The organism is Pseudomonas sp. P4_D7, from assembly GCF_056401755.1.
Window position 1 is genome coordinate 98462 of the sequence record NZ_JBFUIR010000018.1, and the last position, 19095, is coordinate 117556.

Here is a 19095-nt window from a genome sequence, read left to right on the forward strand (position 1 = left end):
CATGTTTTTGCGCCACGTTATTGTTTTCAGCTTCATCGCCCTGCTCGCCGGCTGCTCGGGTTTTGGTACCCGCGAATCGGTCGAGGGCCACGGCAGTCCGGCTCAATGGGCCGCTAACAAACAACAGCTGACCGGCCTTGATGGCTGGCAGATCGACGGCAAGATTGGCATCCGCGCACCGAAAGATTCCGGTAGCGGCACACTGTTCTGGCTGCAACGTCAGGATTACTACGACATTCGTTTGTCCGGCCCGCTGGGTCGTGGCGCCGCACGCCTGACCGGGCGTCCGGGCAAAGTGTCGCTGGAAGTCGCCAATCAGGGGCGCTACGAATCGCAGTCCCCTGAAGCCCTGCTCGAAGAACAGCTTGGCTGGAAACTGCCGGTGTCGAATCTGGCCTGGTGGGTGCGTGGCCTGCCGGCTCCGGACAGCAAAAGTCGCCTGAATCTGGACGCCAACAGCCGCCTGGCCAACCTGGAACAGGATGGCTGGAAGGTCGAATACACCGCTTACACCGAACAAAACGGTTACTGGTTGCCCGAGCGCATCAAACTGCACGGCACTGACCTCGACGTGACGCTGGTGATCAAGACCTGGCAACCGCGCAAGTTGGGGCAGTAACCCATGACCGCAGCACGCCTGACCCTGCCGTCGCCGGCCAAACTCAACCTGATGCTGCACATTCTCGGTCGCCGTGAAGACGGCTATCACGAATTGCAGACGCTGTTTCAGTTTGTCGATTACGGCGATGAAATCACTTTTGCCGTGCGCGATGACGGCGTGATTCAGTTGCACACCGAGTTCGCCGGCGTGCCGCATGACAGCAACCTGATCGTGCGTGCAGCAAAAATGCTCCAGCAACAGTCCGGTTGCTCGCTCGGCATCGATATATGGATTGATAAAGTCCTGCCCATGGGCGGCGGTATCGGTGGCGGCAGTTCGAACGCGGCGACGACTTTGCTCGGCCTGAATCATTTGTGGCAGTTGGGTTGGGATGAAGATCGCCTGGCTGCACTAGGCCTTTCGCTGGGGGCCGACGTACCGGTTTTCGTCCGTGGCCACGCGGCGTTTGCCGAGGGCGTGGGCGAGAAACTCACCCCCGTGGATCCCGAAGAACCGTGGTATCTGGTGCTCGTGCCGCAAGTCTCTGTAAGTACGGCAGAAATTTTTTCCGATCCTTTGTTGACACGTAACACGCCGCCCATTAAAGTGCGCCCCGTTCCCGAGGGAAACAGTCGAAATGACTGCTTGCCGGTGGTTGCAAGGCGTTATCCAGAAGTACGTAACGCATTGGATTTGTTAGGTAAATTTACCGAAGCAAAGCTCACCGGAACTGGAAGTTGTGTGTTTGGGGGCTTCCCAAGCAAAGCTGAAGCTGATAAAGTCTCGGCCCTTCTGACAGAGACCCTTACAGGGTTTGTAGCCAAAGGCAGCAACGTTTCGATGTTGCACCGCAAGCTGCAAAGTCTGCTCTAAAGGAACCAAGTGCACGGCACTTGATGCAACAGATACAGGGGCGTCGCCAAGCGGTAAGGCAGCAGGTTTTGATCCTGCCATGCGTTGGTTCGAATCCAGCCGCCCCTGCCATTTTCTATACTCATCCAGGTTACCCTCAGCCTCTAGGTACTGCGCGTGTCCAAGATGATGGTCTTTACGGGGAATGCTAACCCCGATCTGGCTCGGCGTGTCGTACGTCAGCTGCATATCCCTCTCGGTGACATCTCTGTCGGTAAGTTCTCCGACGGCGAAATTACTGCCGAGATCAATGAAAACGTTCGCGGTAAAGACGTTTTCATTATTCAGCCGACTTGCGCTCCGACCAACGATAACCTGATGGAACTGGTAGTGATGGCTGATGCCTTCCGCCGCTCCTCGGCTACTCGTATCACTGCTGTTATTCCTTATTTTGGTTATGCCCGTCAGGATCGCCGTCCGCGTTCCGCACGTGTGGCTATCAGCGCGAAAGTCGTTGCTGACATGCTCACCGTAGTCGGCATCGACCGTGTTCTCACGGTTGATCTGCATGCTGACCAGATTCAGGGTTTCTTCGATATTCCGGTAGATAACATCTACGGCTCCCCGGTTCTGGTGGATGACATTGAAGATCAGCGCTTCGAAAACCTGATGATCGTATCCCCGGACATTGGTGGCGTCGTGCGTGCACGTGCCGTTGCCAAATCCCTGGGCGTGGACCTCGGGATCATCGACAAACGCCGTGAGAAAGCCAATCACTCTGAAGTGATGCATATCATCGGTGATGTCGAAGGGCGTACCTGCATTCTGGTCGATGACATGGTCGATACCGCCGGCACTCTGTGTCACGCGGCCAAGGCCCTGAAAGAGCATGGCGCAGCCAAGGTCTTTGCCTACTGCACACACCCTGTGCTGTCGGGTCGGGCCATCGAGAATATCGAAAATTCCGTGCTGGACGAGCTGGTGGTGACTAACACCATCCCGCTGTCCGCTGCAGCACAAGCCTGTGCACGTATCCGTCAACTGGATATCGCACCGGTTGTTGCCGAAGCGGTTCGCCGCATCAGCAATGAAGAATCGATCAGCGCGATGTTCCGTTAAGGGCCCTGCCCTTCTCGAAATGTCTCGTTGACGAAAAGCGCCCCGCCCCGGCATTCCTGCCGGGGCGGGGCTTTTTTGCCCATACCATGTTCGGCGCTGGTCGCAAACGCCACTCGGTCATGGCTATTTTGGAGATACAAAATGAACGATTTTACTCTGAATGCTGAAGTGCGTTCCGACCTGGGGAAAGGTGCGAGCCGCCGCCTGCGTCGTCTCGCCGCTCTGGTTCCAGCTGTTGTTTACGGTGGCGAAAAAGCCCCTGAATCCATCAGCATGCTGGCCAAAGAAGTTGCCAAACTGCTCGAAAACGAAGCTGCCTACAGCCACGTTATCGAACTGAACGTTGGCGGCAAAAAGCAGAACGTCATCATCAAAGCTCTGCAACGTCACCCATCCAAGGGTCACGTTCTGCACGCTGACTTCGTACGCGTCGTAGCCGGTCAGAAACTGACCGCTATCGTGCCTGTGCACTTTGTTGGTGAAGAAGCTCCGATCAAGAAAGGCGGCGAGATCTCGCACGTCCTGAACGAAATCGAAGTAACTTGCCTGCCGAAAGATCTGCCTGAGTTCATCGAAGTCGACCTGTCGGCTCTGGAAATCGGCGCAATCGTCCACCTGTCCGACATCAAAGCCCCTAAAGGCGTTGAGTTCGTTGCACTGGCTCACGGTGACGACAAAGCTGTTGCAAACGTACACGCTCCACGCGTTGCTCCAGAAGCTACCGAAGAAGGCGCAGCAGAGTAATTCACTCTGTTTAGCCTGAGTGAGCAAGTAACATCGCGGACTGGAACGTAGCGAGAAAGCGGGCGAGAACGCGGAGTTTACATCCATGGTAAATGAGCATTTTTCGTCCACTTTCGCCGCTTTGCCTGATCACGGCGATGTTACTCACCACTCAAAGGAAGGGCCCCTATCGTGACTGCCATCAAACTGATCGTTGGCCTGGGAAATCCAGGCGCCGAATACGACCAGACCCGGCATAACGCAGGGGCCCTTTTTGTTGAGCGCATCGCCCACGCACAGAATGTGAATCTTGTGGCCGATCGCAAATATTTCGGCCTGACCGGGCGCTATTCGCATCAGGGTCAGGATGTTCGTCTGCTGATTCCCACCACCTACATGAACCGCAGCGGCCAGGCCGTGGCGGCACTCGCCGGTTTCTTCCGCATCAAGCCTGAAGAAATTCTGGTGGCGCATGACGAACTCGACTTGCCTCCGGGCGTTGCCAAGCTCAAGCAGGGCGGCGGCCATGGCGGTCACAACGGGTTGCGCGACATCATTGCGCAACTGGGCAATCAGAATACGTTCTACCGCCTGCGGCTTGGCATTGGCCACCCGGGCGTCGCCAGTATGGTTTCAAATTTCGTCCTGGGTCGTGCGCCACGCGCCGAACAGGAAAAACTCGATGCCAGCATCGACTTTGCCCTCGGCGTGCTGCCGGATATCCTCGCCGGTGAATGGAACCGCGCGATGAAAAACCTGCACAGCCAGAAGGCCTGACTCTACTCCGAGGGGAAACACCATGGGATTCAATTGCGGCATCGTCGGCCTGCCTAACGTCGGCAAGTCCACCCTGTTCAACGCCCTGACCAAATCCGGTATCGCGGCCGAGAACTTCCCCTTCTGCACCATCGAGCCGAACAGCGGCATCGTGCCGATGCCGGATCCGCGCCTGGAAGCACTGGCGGCCATCGTCAATCCGAAGCGCATCCTGCCGACCACCATGGAATTCGTCGACATCGCAGGCCTGGTTGCCGGCGCCTCGAAAGGTGAAGGCCTGGGCAACAAGTTCCTGGCCAACATCCGTGAAACCGACGCGATCGCTCACGTCGTGCGCTGCTTCGAAGACGAAAACGTGATCCACGTGTCCAACAGCGTCGACCCGAAGCGCGACATCGAAATCATCGACCTGGAACTGATCTTCGCCGACCTCGACAGCTGCGAGAAGCAACTGCAAAAAGTCGCGCGTAACGCCAAGGGCGGTGACAAGGACGCCGTGGTTCAGAAAGCTCTGCTTGAGCAACTGATCGCGCACTTCACCGAAGCCAAACCGGCGCGCAGCCTGATGAAGAACATGAGCGCCGACGAAAAAGCGGTGATCAAGGGCTTCCACCTGCTGACCACCAAACCGGTCATGTACATTGCCAACGTCGCTGAAGACGGTTTCGAGAACAACCCGCACCTGGACGTGGTTCGTGCCATTGCCGAAGAAGAAGGCGCCATGGTCGTTCCGGTCTGCAACAAGATCGAAGCGGAAATCGCCGAACTGGATGACGGCGAAGAGAAGGACATGTTCCTTGAGGCCCTGGGCCTGGAAGAGCCTGGCCTGAACCGCGTGATCCGCGCCGGTTACGAAATGCTGCACCTGCAGACCTACTTCACCGCCGGTGTCGAAGAAGTCCGCGCCTGGACCGTCAAAGTCGGTGCCACCGCACCTCAAGCTGCTGGCGTGATCCACACCGACTTCGAGAAGGGCTTCATCCGCGCCGAAGTGATCGCCTACAACGACTTCATCCAGTACAAGGGCGAAGCCGGCACCAAAGAGGCCGGTAAATGGCGTCTGGAAGGCAAGGATTACATCGTCAAGGACGGCGACGTGATGCACTTCCGCTTCAACGTTTAATGCAAAAATCAGAAAACCTATCTATCCTCAAGCGGCTTAAACCCTAAAAATGGAGAGCTTAGCTCTCTATTTTTATAAAAAATCAAAAGTACATCACAAAAGGAAGTTGAAGATGGCAGCCCCTCAAACCCAACCCCGCGTAGCTTCCAATGATGCTGGTAGGGGGGCAAGCACCGTCCTAAACGGACTAATTTCAAAGGAGTTGGTTTTTGCTGTGGTTGGACCTGTTGGTTCCGGCACTAGCTGGGTTGCGAATGCCCTAAAAGATCAACTCAGAAAAGGAATAAATCAGTCTGAAGTTCATATTTTAAAGGCCAGCGACGCCATTGAAGCGCGGGCAAAAGAGATAGGAATCATCATTGATTCAAAAACCGCGTTAACGCGCGCGCGGTCACTCCAAGACGCCGGGGATAAAATTCGAGAATCCGATACAGCTGGCGTTGCAGTAAATCTGATTTCCGCGATCCAAAAAATTCGCTCGACCACGGTGGAAAAAACTACTGAATCCACCGCTGAAAAACCCTATCGAGTGTATATTCTAGACTCTCTGAAACATCCCGCCGAAGTGGCATTACTTAGAAGCGTATACCAAGAGGCGTTTTGTTTGATTGGTGTTGTTTGTGAAAACGATATCCGAGAGGCACGCTTAATTGAAAAAAAATGTGATTCTTCCACACCCGAAGAAATAAGAGAGTTCGTAAACCGCGATCAAGACTCTGGAATAGATAACGGCCAGAAAGTTGCTGATACGTTTCACTTAGCCGATTTTTTTGTAGATAACACTCCAGCCCGCTTCATCGAAAAAGACGAAGACCGAAAAGAAAATCCGGCTTGGATTGTAAACGAACAACTTGGGCGTCTCATCGATATACTTACATTCAAAAAAGTAGTTCGACCCAATCCGAGTGAAACTGGTATGTTTCATGCGTATGGCGCCCAGATGACAAGCGCATGTCTTTCTCGTCAAGTTGGGGCGGCCCTGATGGACGGGATTGGAAACCTAATGTCCACAGGAACAAACGAAGTACCGAATGCCGGTGGCGGCGTATATGGTGGCAACTTAGTCTTCTCGAATGGATATGAAAGAGAAGATCATCGCTGTGCAGCTGGCAATGGCTATTGCAGCAGTAATCGCGAGCAAGACGAAATTATTAAAGATTTGATCGTCAACGTTCCAGAACTAAGTGGAATAACATTTTCAAATTTGAAAACCAAACTAAAAAACACAAGAATTGGAAAACTCTTGGAATTCAGCCGCGCCGTCCATGCTGAAATGGATGCGCTATTGAGCGCCGCTCGCAAAGGATCGTCGCCGGTAGGTGGGAAGCTTTACGTCACAACATTCCCTTGCCACTATTGCGCCCGGCACATCGTATCGGCTGGCGTCGATGAGGTTCAATATATCGAACCGTATCCAAAGAGCTTAGCATTTCATCTTCATGGGGACGCGATTGAGCAGACAGCTCAAGACTGGATTGCACCAAGCAATATCATAGCTAGACTTTCATCTATTACGGACATCACCAATATAGAACACGAAGAAATCAAAGTTCTATTTCGGCCGTTTACAGGAGTTGCCCCTCGGCTCTACCGCCGGGCATTCATGAAAAGCAGACCATTGAAAAACAGTAATGGCGATTTTCATATTGGAGAACCTGTATGGGCATCAGGACTACTACGTCTCAGCTATCAAGATGTTGAAGACCGATTGATTGCTAACAACTCGCAACAGGAGAAGATATGAAAACCATAATCAAGTCGAATTTTTTGCGTCTCATCACTCCTGTAAATGAAACTTCGTACTTTCAATCAGATTGTGAGGAGAGAAAGATGTTTAGCACATACAACAAAAAGCAAAACATTGAAACTCTTATCCTCTTGAGAGAATCTGAAATCTCAAAAAAAGGCACATTTAATACTTTCGCCAAGAGATTTCGACCTTCATACGTAATTGACTTGAGATCAGTACCTAGACTTGACTTACTTGCTGGGTCTAGAGCGCTTGCTTTCAGATTATTTGAAGAACTTGACATAGAATATTTCGATTTTTTTGGAAGGCTTGAGATAGGTTTTCATGACAACTTGGAGGAAATAGAGAATCATCTTATTAAATCCTTTCATTCAATATGCAAAAAACAAAAAAATGTCCAGCGACCATTAGTTTTATTTTTTGACAATGAAAGTCTGCTTCAAAATTTCCGCCAAACACTTCCACAGACTCTCATTAGCAACAGTAACTCTCTGAATCGTTGCTCTTTTAGTATCACAGAGTACAAATCCGGTTTTTTATCAGTCAACATGGCCAATGCATAACATCGGATGGTTTAACGGTAGGAGTTCACACTGTTGAAAATGCTCAACCAAAGCAAAGCCGCGTTTGATACGCGGCTTTTTTGTGCCTGACAGATTGTTAAAAGATCGCAGCCTTCGGCAGCTCCTACAGGTGTACATCAATCCCATGTAGGAGCTGCCGAAGGCTGCGATCTTTTGATCTTAGGGCTTTTTGGTACGCGGCAAGAAAATTGCCAACACGCCAAACAACGGCAAGAACGAACAGAGGAAATACACGTACTCAATCCCGTGAATATCCGCCAGGTGCCCCAGCAGCGCCGCGCCAATCCCGCCAAAACCAAACATCAAACCGAAGAAGATTCCGGCAATCATCCCGACATTGCCCGGCACCAGTTCCTGCGCATAAACCACAATCGCCGAGAACGCCGAGGCCAGAATGAAGCCGATCACCACACTGAGAACAGTGGTCCAGAACAGATCGACGTGAGGCATCAGCAACGTGAACGGCGCCACACCGAGGATCGAGAACCAGATCACCGCCTTACGCCCGATCTTGTCGCCGATCGGCCCACCGAAGAACGTCCCCGCCGCCACCGCGCCCAAGAACAGGAACAGGTGCAGTTGCGAACTGGCCACCGACAGGTCGAACTTCTCGATCAGGTAAAAGGTGAAATAGCTGGTCAGGCTGGCCATGTAGAAATACTTGGAGAACACCAACAGCCCCAGCACCACCAACGCACTGATCACCCTGCCCTTCGACAGCCCGTGAGTCGCTGCCTGACCGGCCTTGAGCTTGAACAGATTGAGGTGATGGGCGTACCAGCGACTGATGCGGTACAGCACGAACAGCGCAAACACCGCGAACAGGCCGAACCACGCCACGTTGGCCTGACCGAACGGAATGATGATCGCCGCCGCCAGCAACGGACCGAACGCGGAACCGGCGTTACCGCCGACCTGGAAGGTCGATTGCGCCAGACCAAAGCGTCCGCCCGAGGCGAGTCGTGCGATCCGCGAGGCTTCGGGGTGGAACGTCGAGGAACCGATACCGATGAGCGCCGCCGCCAACAGAATCAACGGGAAACTGCCGACCATCGACATCATCACGATGCCAATCAACGTGCAAATCGACCCGGCCGGCAACAACCACGGTTTCGGATGCCGATCGGTGTGATAACCGACCCACGGCTGCAACAAAGATGCGGTCAGCTGAAAGGTCAGAGTAATCAGGCCGACCTGAGTAAAGGTCAGGCCGTAATTGGCCTTGAGCATCGGGTAAATCGACGGCAGCACCGACTGGATCAGGTCGTTGATCAAATGCGCCAGCGCCACCGCGCCGATGATACGCATCACCAATGGGTTGCTTTGCGGAGCAGCGGGCGCCGAGGCAGCGGCGGTCTGAACGTTGCTGATAGCCATGAAAGTTTCCGGACAGCAGATGGGTGCACGCAGGCAGGTGCGTCAATGTGCCATTTTTCGGTGCGCCAGCGCCATCCCCTTAGCCAGCTAACTAACTGACTGGTCGTCGACTGCAAGGTGATAGCGCAACGCCATGGTCTGAATCTTGCCTTGCTACATCCCTTGAACGCGGGCGCCTTACAAAGGCGACCGACAATGGGAAGTTTCGCTACAGAGCCGGCCTACAGAGCGGGCGAGAGTGAACTTTCGAGGCCTTTTAGCAGGGCACAACATCAACGTCGCACGACCGCGATGCACGCCATTGGTGCGTGGTGTCCAGAGGAGTCATGGGGCATGCAGGCTTTCCTTTCACCGGGGATCAAATTGCTGGGGCGGTTTGGCTTCGCAGGTAAATTCCAGTTGTTGTTTCTACTGTTCATTCTGCCGTTGGCCGGCAGCCTGTTGATGATTGGCCAGGACTATCGCGACAAACTCAATCTGATTTCCGGCGAACGTGCCGGCGTGCGTCAGTTGCTCGCGCTGGATGCGCTGGACAACCTGCTCGCCGCCCAACGTGACCGCGCCGCCCGCTGGCGCGCCACGGAAACCAATCGCCAACCGACGCCGGCCACCCTCGCCGCCATGGGCGCATTCGACGCGGTGCAACCGGCGGTTCTGCAAGCCACCACCGATTTAGGCGCTGCGCTGAAAAATGAAGGCGCCGAGGGGGAAACACTCACCCGCTATCAAGCGCTGCAAACCGCGCTCAACGGCCTGGACTCGAAAAGCCTCAGCGGTGTCGGTTGGTGGCCGGACGGTTACGACCGCTTCACCAACGCCCTCAGCGCCCTGCAAGCGTTGCGCGAGCAGATCGTCATGGACAATCGCCTGACCCTCGCGCCGTGGCTGGAAACCTATCTGCTCACGCAGATCTCCACGCAACACGCCCCGGACCTGATCGAACGCGTTGGACGCCTTGCCGCCGTCGGCCAGGCCTCGGTCGTCTCCGGCCAATTCACCCTGCAAAGCCGTTTGCAGTTGCGCGACCTGCGCAGCCGCATCGGTGACGCCCGCGAGCAACTGGTCAAAACGGCCACGCTGCTCGAAGCACGCCTGCCGAAAGATCAGCAGAGCTGGGCCAGCCAATACCACGACAGCCTCAAAAACCTCGACAGCGGTCTGAAGGTGTTGGACGACGGCGTGTTCGGCGGCTCTATCAATCTCAAACCCGAAGAGTTCGAACGCAGCCTCGATGCGCTGCTGACCGACCTAGCCGCACTGCGCCAGCAATCGCTGGTGTCACTGGATCAGCGACTTGACGCTTACCACAGCTCAGCGATCCGCCAGTTCATCATCGTCGCGGCGATCTTCGGCTGCCTGCTGCTCGCGGCGTTGTACCTGTTTGTCTGCCTGCAAGCCTCGATCCGCCGCAGCGCCAGCGGCATCACCCTGCTCGCCGAAGCCCTGCGCGATGGCAACCTGAGCTTGCAAGTGCCGGTGGTGGGCCGCGATGAGCTGGCCGCGATCAGCACTGCACTCAACGTTGCCGTGGTGCAACTGCGTAGCAGCATGCTTGGCGTCGATCACGAGACTTCGCAACTGAGCAACGCGGTGCGCAGTCTCAACGAGCATTCCAGCGGCGCGCTCAGTGAAGTCGAAGCGCAGCAATTGCAGATCAGCCAGATCGCCGCAGCCGCCACGCAGTTGGCCGCAACGTCGCAAGGCGTGGCGCAGAGCTGCGAACAGGCTTCCGGCAGCGCCCAACACACCCGGCGCATCGCCGCCGACAGCAGCCGCGACAGCCAGCGCACCACCGCGAGTATTCAACAGCTCAATCAGCGTTTGAATGAAACGGCTGCGGCGTTGGGCCGGGTCAGCGAGCAAGGCCAGCAGATTCAATTGGTCGTCGACACGATTCGCGGTGTCGCCGAACAAACCAATCTGCTGGCGCTCAACGCAGCCATCGAGGCTGCTCGCGCGGGTGAACAGGGACGCGGTTTCGCCGTGGTCGCCGATGAAGTGCGCAGCCTTTCACAACGTACACAGTCGTCCACCGCGCAGATCGCCGGTACGGTCGACAGCTTGCGCGCGACGGTCAACGAAGCCGTGAGTTTGATGGAAGCGGCGTGCGGCCAGGCGCAAACCGATGCCGAGTCGGTGACTGGTCTCGGTGAACGCCTGGGCGAAATCGCCAGCGCCGTGCAAAGCGTCACCGACACCCTGGCGCAGATCGCCACAGCGGTTGAAGAGCAAGCGAGTACCGCCGACGAAGTCAGCGGCAATATTCAGCAGGTTGATCAGGCGGCCGTACGTTTGCTTGAAGGCGCACGGGCGGTGAATCTGGCGGCGGACACCCTGAGCCAGGGCAGCAAAGCGCTGAGTGACAACACCGCACGCTTCCGCCTCAGTTGATCACCGCCTCAGGGAAGTCCGTTTCCAGTTCAGCCTTGAGCCATTGAATAAACCACGCCACATCCGCCGAGAGTTCGGCGGACGGCGTCAGCACCCGATAACTCTCAAGCTTCACCTGAGCGTCGACCGCGCGCACCAGTTTGCCGCTGGCCAGTTCATGGCGCACCAGCACCTCGTTGGCCAGCGCGATGCCCTGCCCGCTCTCGGCGACCGACAGCGCGTGGTCATTGTTGACGTAGAGCATGTCGGAATTGAGGTGGATATCGAGGTCGTGCGCGGCGAACCAGAGGTTCCACCATTCGCCGTCATCGACGTGGATCAGATCGTTTCTGACCAGATCAGCCGGGCTGTTGATCGGTGCGATGCTGGCCAGATACGCCGGCGTGCAGATCGGAAAAACCCGTGGGCAAATCAGCGCTTCCCGTGAGTCGGCATATTGCCCGTCGAGGCCGTAGACGATGCCCAGATCGGCGCTCTTGCCATCGACTTCGGTAAAAGTGGAGTTCGGCTCGATCGCCAGTTTCAATCCCGGGCGCAGATGCCGCAGCGCTTCGATCCGAGGCATCAACCAGCGTTTGGCGAAACCCGGCACCACCATGATCCGCAGCCAGCGCTCGGTATCTTTCGGCCGAGCTTCCTTACCCGCCTCGATGATCAACTGCAAAGCGGCGCTGATCTTGCGATGGTACTTCTCCCCCGCTGGCGTCAGGTTGACTCCGCGCGAGGTGCGCTCGAACAATTGAATGCCCAGCCAGTCCTCGAGCAATTTCACGTGGCGGCCAATCGCAGGCTGGGTCACGTGCAGGGCTTTCGAGGCTTCGACATAGCTGCCCAAACGGGCAGCGGCATCAAAGGCGCGCACCGCGTTGAGCGGCGGCAAACGGTGGTCGGGCATGATTCCTGGCACCTTCGGCTGTTAAATTTACTAACACCTGCCATGTTTAAATTGAAGTGTCGCGCCGCGCAACCCCTGGCTGATAATCGAGCCACAGCAGAACAAAAAAACAGCTGGTTTCACACCCGAACGCAATCTCGATCCTGCCCAAAAAAATAATATCCATGGCCCGACGGCAACGCTTTGCACAGCGAGTCGCAGGCGATGGGGGAATCGGAGGTAACGCATGAATGCCCTGCATTCGCTGCAAACGCTGGCGGTCTCGATCCGCTCGGTGCGCAAGGTTTACGGTGATCCGCAGACCGGTCCGGTGGCGCTGAAAAGCATCGACCTGGACATTCGCGACAACGAATTCTTCACCCTTCTCGGCCCTTCCGGCTGCGGCAAGACCACGCTGCTGCGGATGATCGCCGGTTTCGAATTTCCCACCGAAGGCGAGATCCTGCTCTACGGCGAAAACATCGCTGATCGCCCGCCGTTCCAGCGTCCGGTCAACACGGTGTTCCAGCATTACGCGCTGTTCCCGCACATGACCATCGCCGAGAATCTGGCCTTCGGCCTCGAATCGCACCCAATGGGCAAAGTCCTCAGCAAGGCGCAAATCGCCGAGCGCGTGCGCGAGATGTTGGCGCTGGTGCAGATGGAGCGCTTCGCCAATCGCAAGCCGGCGCAACTCTCTGGCGGCCAGCAACAACGTGTCGCCCTCGCCCGCGCTTTGGCACCTCATCCGAAAGTGTTGCTGCTCGATGAGCCACTGTCGGCACTCGACCTCAAGCTGCGTCAGGCGATGCGCGAAGAGTTGAAAACCATCCAGGCCAAGACCGGCATTACCTTCATCTTCGTCACCCACGACCAGGAAGAAGCGCTGACCATGTCCGACCGTATTGCCGTGCTCTCCGAAGGCGAAGTGCAGCAGGTCGGTCGGCCAGAAGACATCTACGAACGGCCGCGCAATCGCTTCGTCGCCGACTTCATTGGCGAAACCAATTTCATCGAAGGCACAGTCACTCGCGTGGAAAACGGTCAGGCGTGGTTCGCCGGCCCGGCGGGTCATCCATTGCCGGCGCAACCGTGCAGCGATGTGCAGGTCGGCGCCAATGTCACCTTGTCGGTTCGACCTGAGCGTCTGCATCTGGTACCAGCGGCTACCGAAAACGCGCTGCCGTGCCGGATCGAAGCGCAGATCTATCTCGGCACCGATCTGCAATATCAGGTCAGCCTCAGCGACGGTTCGCGCCTCACCGTGCGTACACCCAACTGCGTCGACCAGAGCCTGCGTTTCGCCGTCGGCAGTCAGGCCGGTCTGTTGTTCGACCGTGGAAGCGCCAGCGTCCTGCACGATTGAGCCGGAGGAATTGCCATGCACGCCTTACCGATTGCTAACACGCTGGAACGCCGCAAGGCTTTCCAGAGCTTCCTCGGGGTCAGCCCGGCGCTGATCGCCATCGGCCTGTTTCTGCTGGTGCCGATTCTGATCGTCATCGGCTATTCGCTGATGGAGGCCAACCCCTACGGCGGGGTCAACAAAGTCTTCAGCAGCGACGCCTATACCTCACTGCTGTTCGAGCGGCAACTTGACGACAGCCTCGCGTTTGCCGACTCGTATTTGATCATCGCCCTGCGCTCGATCGGCATTGCCGGGCTGACCACGATCATCACGTTGTTGATCGGTTTTCCGGTGGCGGTGTGGCTGGCCATGCAACCGGCGCATCGCCGTGGCTTGCTGATCTTTCTGATCACCGTGCCGTTCTGGGCCAACCTGCTGATCCGCACTTACGCGTGGATTCTGCTGCTGCGCAACACCGGGGTGATCAACAACAGCCTGATGGGCATGGGCGTTATCCACGAACCGTTGCAGTTGCTCTACACCGACGGCGCGGTGCTGCTGGGGCTGGTTTACACCTATGCGCCATTCGTGGTTTTTCCGATCTACGCGACGCTGGAAAAGATGGACATCCGCCTGCTCGAAGCCGCGCAGGATCTCTACGCCGGACGCATACGCACCTTGCGCAAAGTGGTTTTGCCCATCGCCAAACCGGGAATTCTCGCCGGCGCGATCCTCACTTTTGTACCGTGCCTGGGCGCGATGATCGCCCCGGAACTGCTCGGTGGCGGCACGCGAATGATGCTCGGCAACCTGATCTTCCGGCAGTTCAGCGATGCGCGTAACTGGCCGTTTGGTGCAGCGTTGTCGCTGGTGCTGATGGCCGCCGTGATGCTGGTGCTGACCGTGTATGCCCTGCGCGCCGAGCGCCAGCGCATCGCCAAAGGAGGTGCGTGATGCTTGCATTATTCAAACGCAAAGGCCTGGGCGTGCAGGACTTCCCCGGTTTCGGCGGCTTCAGTTTTCTATTCTATCTGTACCTGTATGCGCCGATCGTGGTGCTGGTGGTGTTCTCCTTCAATGCCAACCAATCGGCGACGGTGTGGACCGGATTCAGCCTCGATTGGTATCGCGCCGCGTTCGCCAATCAGGCCCTGCGCCAGGCCGCTGGCAACAGCCTATTGATCGCCGTCTGCGCAAGCATGATCGCCACGGTGATTGCCACCCTCGCCGCCCTCGGCACCTCGCGCGGCGCCAAGTTCAAGGGCCTGCACTTGTCGATGGGCGCGATCATGTTGCCGCTGGTTTTGCCAGAAATTGTCGTCGGTGTGGCGACGCTGGCGCTGTTCTCCACCATCGGTCTGTCGCTGGGTTACGGCAACCTGATCATCGCGCACACGGTGTTCTGCATTCCCTTCGCCTACCTGCCGATTCGGGCACGACTGAACGACATGGACCTGTCGCTGGAACAAGCGTCCGCCGACCTCTACGCCGGCCCGTGGCGCACCTTTCGCAAAGTCACTTTGCCGCTGCTGATGCCGGGGATTTTCTCCGGGCTGATGCTGGCCTTCATCGTCTCGCTGGATAACTTCGTGATCTCGATGATGGTCTCGCAGGCCGGCACGACGACCCTGCCGATCTTCATTTTCGGCCTGCTACGGATGGGCGTGACACCCGACGTCAACGCCGTGTCGACGCTGATCCTCGGCGTCTCGGTGCTGTTCGTCAGCCTCTCTTACCTGTTGGGCAAAAAGAACGCCTGAACCTTCTACGACCTGTGGGGAAATAGCATGAGCAAGTGGATAAAAAGCGTTGGCACTTCGTTGTTTCTGACTGTGCCGCTGGCGATGATGGGCAGTGTTCAGGCCGCCGAAAAACTCAACGTAGTGAGCTGGAGCGGCTACTTTTCGCCGGAGATTCTCGCCAAGTTCCAGAAGCAGACCGGCATCGAGGTCACCGTCGATTCCTATGACTCCAACGAGACGCTGCTGGCGAAACTGAAACAGGGCGGCGCCGGTTATGACGTGGCGATTCCGTCGCACCAGTTCGTGCCGATCCTGATCAAGGAAAATCTGCTCGAGCGCTTCGACCCGGTCAAGGAACCCTACTACGCCAGCGTTGTGGATAACCTGAAAAAACCGAGCTGGGACCCGGAGGGCGCGTATTCGGTGCCATTCATTTGGGGCACCACCAGCGTCGTGCTGGACTCGGCGCGCTACAAAGGCCCGGCCGACAGCTACAAGGTTTTGTATGAGCCGCCAGCAGAATTGCAGGGGCGTATCAACATGTTCGACTCGGTCAGCGACATGGTCGACATGGCCAGCCTCTATCTGAACATTCCGCTGTGCAGCGAAGACCCGAAACAGATGCAGCAAGTGCTGACTTTGCTCAAGGCACAGAAGCCGTTCGTGAAAACCTACAGCTCCAAGGCCGGCTCGATTCGCGAGAATCTTGCCTCGGGTGAAATCGACATGTCGATGTTCTGGGGCGGCTCGTCGATGCGCGCCCGCGAGATGAAACCGACGCTGAAATACCTCTACCCGAAAGAAGGCGTGCTGGCCTGGGTCGACAATATGGTCATCCCTACCGGCAGCAAGAATCCGGCGAATGCCAAGGCGTTCATCGCCTTCCTCAGCCAGCCGGAAAACTCGGCGATGACGCAGAACTTCCTCAAGCACCAGAGCCCGATCAAAGGCGTCGAACCGTTCCTCGACGCGGCGCTCAAGGACGCGCCGGAATTGCACATTCCCGAGGGCACTAACGTGGTGTTCAGCAAGACCTGCGGCGAAGGCGCGATCCGCCTCGCCGACCGTCTCTGGACCAACCTGATGCGTTGATCTTTACCGCCCCGTCGCACTGGCGGGGCGCTTTTCCAGCCGTCTGAAAGGCCGCTTGCAATGAACTCTAATAACATCAGCGAACTGGTCCTGTTGCAGGCCCACGCGCTCGCCGACCGCATCCGCCTGCGCCAGGTGTCCTGCCGGGAAGTGATGCAGACTTATCTTGCCCATATCGAACGTTTCAATCCGTTGGTCAATGCGCTGATCAGCCTGCAATCGCCGGAACATCTGCTGGCTCAGGCCAATGAGCGCGATGCCGAACTGGCGCGCGGCGAGTACCGTGGCTGGATGCATGGCTTGCCTCACGCGATCAAGGATCTGTCGCTGACCCAAGGTATTCGCACCACGCTGGGGTCGCCGCTGTACAAGGATTTTGTGCCTGATCGCGACGGCATCATGGTCGAGCGGATCAAGGCGGCCGGCGCGATCATCATCGGCAAGACCAACACCCCGGAATTCGGCCTCGGCTCGCAAAGTTACAACCCGTTGTTTGGCGCCACCGCTTGCGCGTATGACTCGAGCAAAACTGCGGGCGGCAGCAGTGGCGGCGCGGCGGCGGCACTGGCGATGCATATGGTGCCGGTGGCGGATGGCAGCGACATGATGGGTTCGCTGCGTAATCCGGCGGCGTTCAACAACATTTTTGGATTTCGTCCTTCGCAGGGGCGTGTGCCGTTTGATGACAGTGCCGATCTGTTTTTTGATCAGCTCGGTTATGAGGGGCCAATGGCGCGCAGTGTGAAAGATGCGGCGCTGCTGTTGTCGGTGCAGGCTGGCGGTGATGCTCGGGCGCCGCTGTCCATCGCTGAATCCGGTGAGGCGTTTGCGGCGCCGCTGGAGCGTGATTTCAAAGGCACGCGGTTGGGTTGGTTGGGCGACTTCAACGGTTATCTGCCGATGGAGAACGGCGTTCTGTCGCTGTGTGAGAAGACCTTTGCCGACTTTGAAAGCTTCGGCTGCCACGTTGAGTCCGTTCAGCCGGATTTCGCGCCTGAGCGGCTGTGGAGCAGTTGGCGGACGTTGCGGCACTGGATGGTCGCGGGGTCGCTTGGCGCGACGTATGCCGATCCGCAGAAACGCGCATTGCTGAAACCGGAGGCGATCTGGGAAGTGGAAAACGGTTTGAAGCTATCGGCCAGCGAAGTGTTCGCCGCCTCCGTGGTGCGCAGCGATTGGTATCGGGCGATTTCTCGGCTGTTCGAAAAGTACGATTACCTGCTTCTGCCCAGCGCCCAAGTGTTCCCTTTCGATAAAACCCAGCCGTGGCCAACGTCTATCGAAGGCGTGGCGATGGACACCTATCACCGCTGGATGGAGGTGGTCATCCCCGGCACGTTGTCGGGTTGCCCGGTCGCCAATGTTCAGGCGGGGTTCAATTCGGACGGTTTACCGATGGGGCTGCAAATCATCGGCAAGCACCAGGCCGACTTCGCTGTCCTGCAATTGGCGCACGCGTATGAGCAGGCCAGCCGCTGGTTCCAACGCTGCCCTTCGCCGCTGCTGAGGCAGTGATTTTGATAAACGGTTGAAAGCGTAGAAAAAATTTTTAAATTTACGCTTGACGCTTTTCCATTTCAGGGGAATAATGCGCGCCACTTGGCTACATAGCTCAGTTGGTTAGAGCATAGCATTCATAATGCTGGGGTCCGGGGTTCAAGTCCCTGTGTAGCCACCAAGTACTAAAAACGGCTTACCGAAAGGTAGGCCGTTTTTTTATGCCTGCAATAATCTCCCCTTCCGGTTACACACCTGCAAAAGGTCTATCTTCAGTCCTTTCGATTGGATCTGTGCGCTCGCAGCACCTCATCAGTCAGACTTTCTTACATTTTGCACTTCGCCTTTTTTCACATAAGCAAATATCAAATTCAAGATAATGCCTTCCTCACAACCAGGCATTTAGTCAGGTAATACGGGCCTCGCCCGCCATAAAATTCAAGATAATCAAAAGCGCTACTTGAGAAAAAAAGCCGCTATCCCTTGAGGGTTAGCGGCGTTTTTTCCTACGCAAATAGCGTTGCGGCTTTACTCGGACGCTTCATCTATTCCGCTGTAATCACCAGACACCCTTTCATCACACGGACTTTGACGTTCTCGTTCACCTCGAATCCTGCCTGCCGTAACCACAGGCCGCGCAGTCTGATCCAGGGTACGGGTTTGGCGGGGCTGTAGGTTTTTTCCTTGGTGTGGACCGGGTAAAAGTCTGCGGCGATTTTCAACCGGCGTTCAGTGATGGGGGTTGATGTCGTATGATTGGTTTTAGCCATGGTTCAGCTCCTTTTAAGCTGCTTTGTGGTTAGCGGGGCCAGGGTGTTGTCGCACCTTGGTTCCGCGTTCTTTGGGTTACTTCAAATTTCTTTTTCTTCGTCGCTCGCTTTGGTCGCTGCCTGTGCGATCAGGGCGTCAAGCATCTGCGCAATGACCTTCTGTTGGACCTTCGAAAGCTCATTGATGGACTGCAACCGTCGATACCACGTCGAGGTCAAGCTGCGTCTGGGCCTCTCCGTGTACGAGGGAACGCCGAGCAGGTCTTCAACAGGCACGCGAAGCGCAAATGCCAATTTCACCAGTGTCGTGACCGGCATGCTGCGCGTACCCTCCTCATAGCCCTGAAAGGTTTGCCGGGAAAGACCTAAAGCCCTTGCAAACCGCGTCTGTGTGATTTCGTGAACTGTGCGTAAGTGAGCAATGCGACTGCCCATCGCCACCAGAAAATCGCGGTCCTCATTGGAAACACTCATG

17 protein-coding genes and 2 tRNA genes are annotated in these 19095 nt (G+C 56.6%); 15 read left to right on the plus strand and 4 right to left on the minus strand.

Going from position 1 to position 19095, the window contains the following annotated elements:
- The first annotated feature begins 1 nt into the window (after nt 1).
- From lolB to AC1DVF_RS14280, 8 genes are all read left to right on the plus strand, one after another.
- The gene (gene lolB, locus AC1DVF_RS14245; protein WP_038360912.1) at nt 2-619 is read left to right on the plus strand and encodes a lipoprotein insertase outer membrane protein LolB; all 618 of its coding nucleotides are present in this window, start codon (nt 2-4) and stop codon (nt 617-619) included.
- A gap of 3 nt (nt 620-622) precedes the next feature.
- On the plus strand, nt 623-1474 hold the full coding sequence (gene ispE / locus AC1DVF_RS14250) for a 4-(cytidine 5'-diphospho)-2-C-methyl-D-erythritol kinase (RefSeq protein ID WP_116255185.1): 852 nt from the start codon (nt 623-625) through the stop codon (nt 1472-1474).
- A 36-nt stretch (nt 1475-1510) separates the two neighbouring features.
- Nucleotides 1511-1585, plus strand: a tRNA-Gln gene (locus AC1DVF_RS14255).
- Nucleotides 1586-1630: 45 nt separating this feature from the next.
- Nucleotides 1631-2572, plus strand: coding sequence for a ribose-phosphate pyrophosphokinase (locus AC1DVF_RS14260; RefSeq protein WP_003171603.1), 942 nt, complete (start codon nt 1631-1633; stop codon nt 2570-2572).
- A gap of 141 nt (nt 2573-2713) precedes the next feature.
- A complete protein-coding gene (locus tag AC1DVF_RS14265; protein ID WP_093441442.1) occupies nt 2714-3316 on the plus strand; it encodes a 50S ribosomal protein L25/general stress protein Ctc in 603 nt (200 codons plus the stop codon).
- Nucleotides 3317-3487: 171 nt separating this feature from the next.
- The gene (gene pth / locus AC1DVF_RS14270; protein ID WP_008079560.1) at nt 3488-4072 is read left to right on the plus strand and encodes an aminoacyl-tRNA hydrolase; all 585 of its coding nucleotides are present in this window, start codon (nt 3488-3490) and stop codon (nt 4070-4072) included.
- 22 nt (nt 4073-4094) lie between these two features.
- Nucleotides 4095-5195 carry a redox-regulated ATPase YchF gene (gene ychF / locus AC1DVF_RS14275; RefSeq protein WP_007912904.1) on the plus strand — a complete coding sequence of 367 codons (1101 nt, stop codon included), beginning with the start codon at nt 4095-4097 and terminating at the stop codon, nt 5193-5195.
- A gap of 112 nt (nt 5196-5307) precedes the next feature.
- Entirely contained in the window at nt 5308-6939 is a 1632-nt protein-coding gene (locus AC1DVF_RS14280) for an anti-phage dCTP deaminase (protein ID WP_460088980.1), read from the plus strand.
- A 749-nt stretch (nt 6940-7688) separates the two neighbouring features.
- On the opposite strand, the gene AC1DVF_RS14285 is transcribed toward AC1DVF_RS14280, so the two are convergent.
- Nucleotides 7689-8906 (minus strand): MFS transporter, encoded by a 1218-nt coding sequence (locus tag AC1DVF_RS14285; RefSeq protein ID WP_477782642.1) that lies wholly within the window; start codon nt 8904-8906, stop codon nt 7689-7691.
- 333 nt (nt 8907-9239) lie between these two features.
- On the opposite strand from AC1DVF_RS14285, the gene AC1DVF_RS14290 reads away from it, so the two are divergent.
- A complete protein-coding gene (locus tag AC1DVF_RS14290) occupies nt 9240-11297 on the plus strand; it encodes a methyl-accepting chemotaxis protein (RefSeq protein WP_477782643.1) in 2058 nt (685 codons plus the stop codon).
- Here AC1DVF_RS14290 and AC1DVF_RS14295 read toward each other — a convergent pair.
- Nucleotides 11290-12192, minus strand: coding sequence for a LysR substrate-binding domain-containing protein (locus tag AC1DVF_RS14295; RefSeq protein WP_093441458.1), 903 nt, complete (start codon nt 12190-12192; stop codon nt 11290-11292). The two genes, AC1DVF_RS14290 and AC1DVF_RS14295, sit on opposite strands and share 8 nt — an antisense overlap.
- Nucleotides 12193-12418: 226 nt before the next feature.
- Between AC1DVF_RS14295 and AC1DVF_RS14300 the strand changes: the two genes are divergently transcribed.
- The 6 genes from AC1DVF_RS14300 (at nt 12419) to AC1DVF_RS14325 (ending at nt 18031) form a co-directional block, all read left to right on the plus strand.
- On the plus strand, nt 12419-13537 hold the full coding sequence (locus AC1DVF_RS14300; RefSeq protein ID WP_427118910.1) for an ABC transporter ATP-binding protein: 1119 nt from the start codon (nt 12419-12421) through the stop codon (nt 13535-13537).
- A 15-nt stretch (nt 13538-13552) separates the two neighbouring features.
- Entirely contained in the window at nt 13553-14473 is a 921-nt protein-coding gene (locus AC1DVF_RS14305; protein WP_477782644.1) for an ABC transporter permease, read from the plus strand.
- The gene (locus AC1DVF_RS14310) at nt 14473-15279 is read left to right on the plus strand and encodes an ABC transporter permease (protein WP_099757178.1); all 807 of its coding nucleotides are present in this window, start codon (nt 14473-14475) and stop codon (nt 15277-15279) included. Before AC1DVF_RS14305 ends, AC1DVF_RS14310 begins: the two co-directional genes overlap by 1 nt.
- 27 nt (nt 15280-15306) lie before the next feature.
- A complete protein-coding gene (locus tag AC1DVF_RS14315; protein ID WP_093441473.1) occupies nt 15307-16353 on the plus strand; it encodes an ABC transporter substrate-binding protein in 1047 nt (348 codons plus the stop codon).
- Nucleotides 16354-16413: 60 nt separating this feature from the next.
- Nucleotides 16414-17868 (plus strand): amidase, encoded by a 1455-nt coding sequence (locus AC1DVF_RS14320; RefSeq protein ID WP_477782645.1) that lies wholly within the window; start codon nt 16414-16416, stop codon nt 17866-17868.
- A gap of 86 nt (nt 17869-17954) precedes the next feature.
- A tRNA-Met gene (locus AC1DVF_RS14325) sits at nt 17955-18031 on the plus strand.
- 364 nt (nt 18032-18395) lie between these two features.
- Here AC1DVF_RS14325 and AC1DVF_RS14330 read toward each other — a convergent pair.
- Nucleotides 18396-18620: a SymE family type I addiction module toxin gene (locus AC1DVF_RS14330; RefSeq protein WP_039761255.1), complete on the minus strand. Its 225-nt coding sequence runs from the start codon at nt 18618-18620 to the stop codon at nt 18396-18398.
- 81 nt (nt 18621-18701) lie between these two features.
- The gene (locus tag AC1DVF_RS14335) at nt 18702-19094 is read right to left on the minus strand and encodes a helix-turn-helix domain-containing protein (protein ID WP_460088985.1); all 393 of its coding nucleotides are present in this window, start codon (nt 19092-19094) and stop codon (nt 18702-18704) included.
- Nucleotide 19095: the final 1 nt, after the last annotated feature.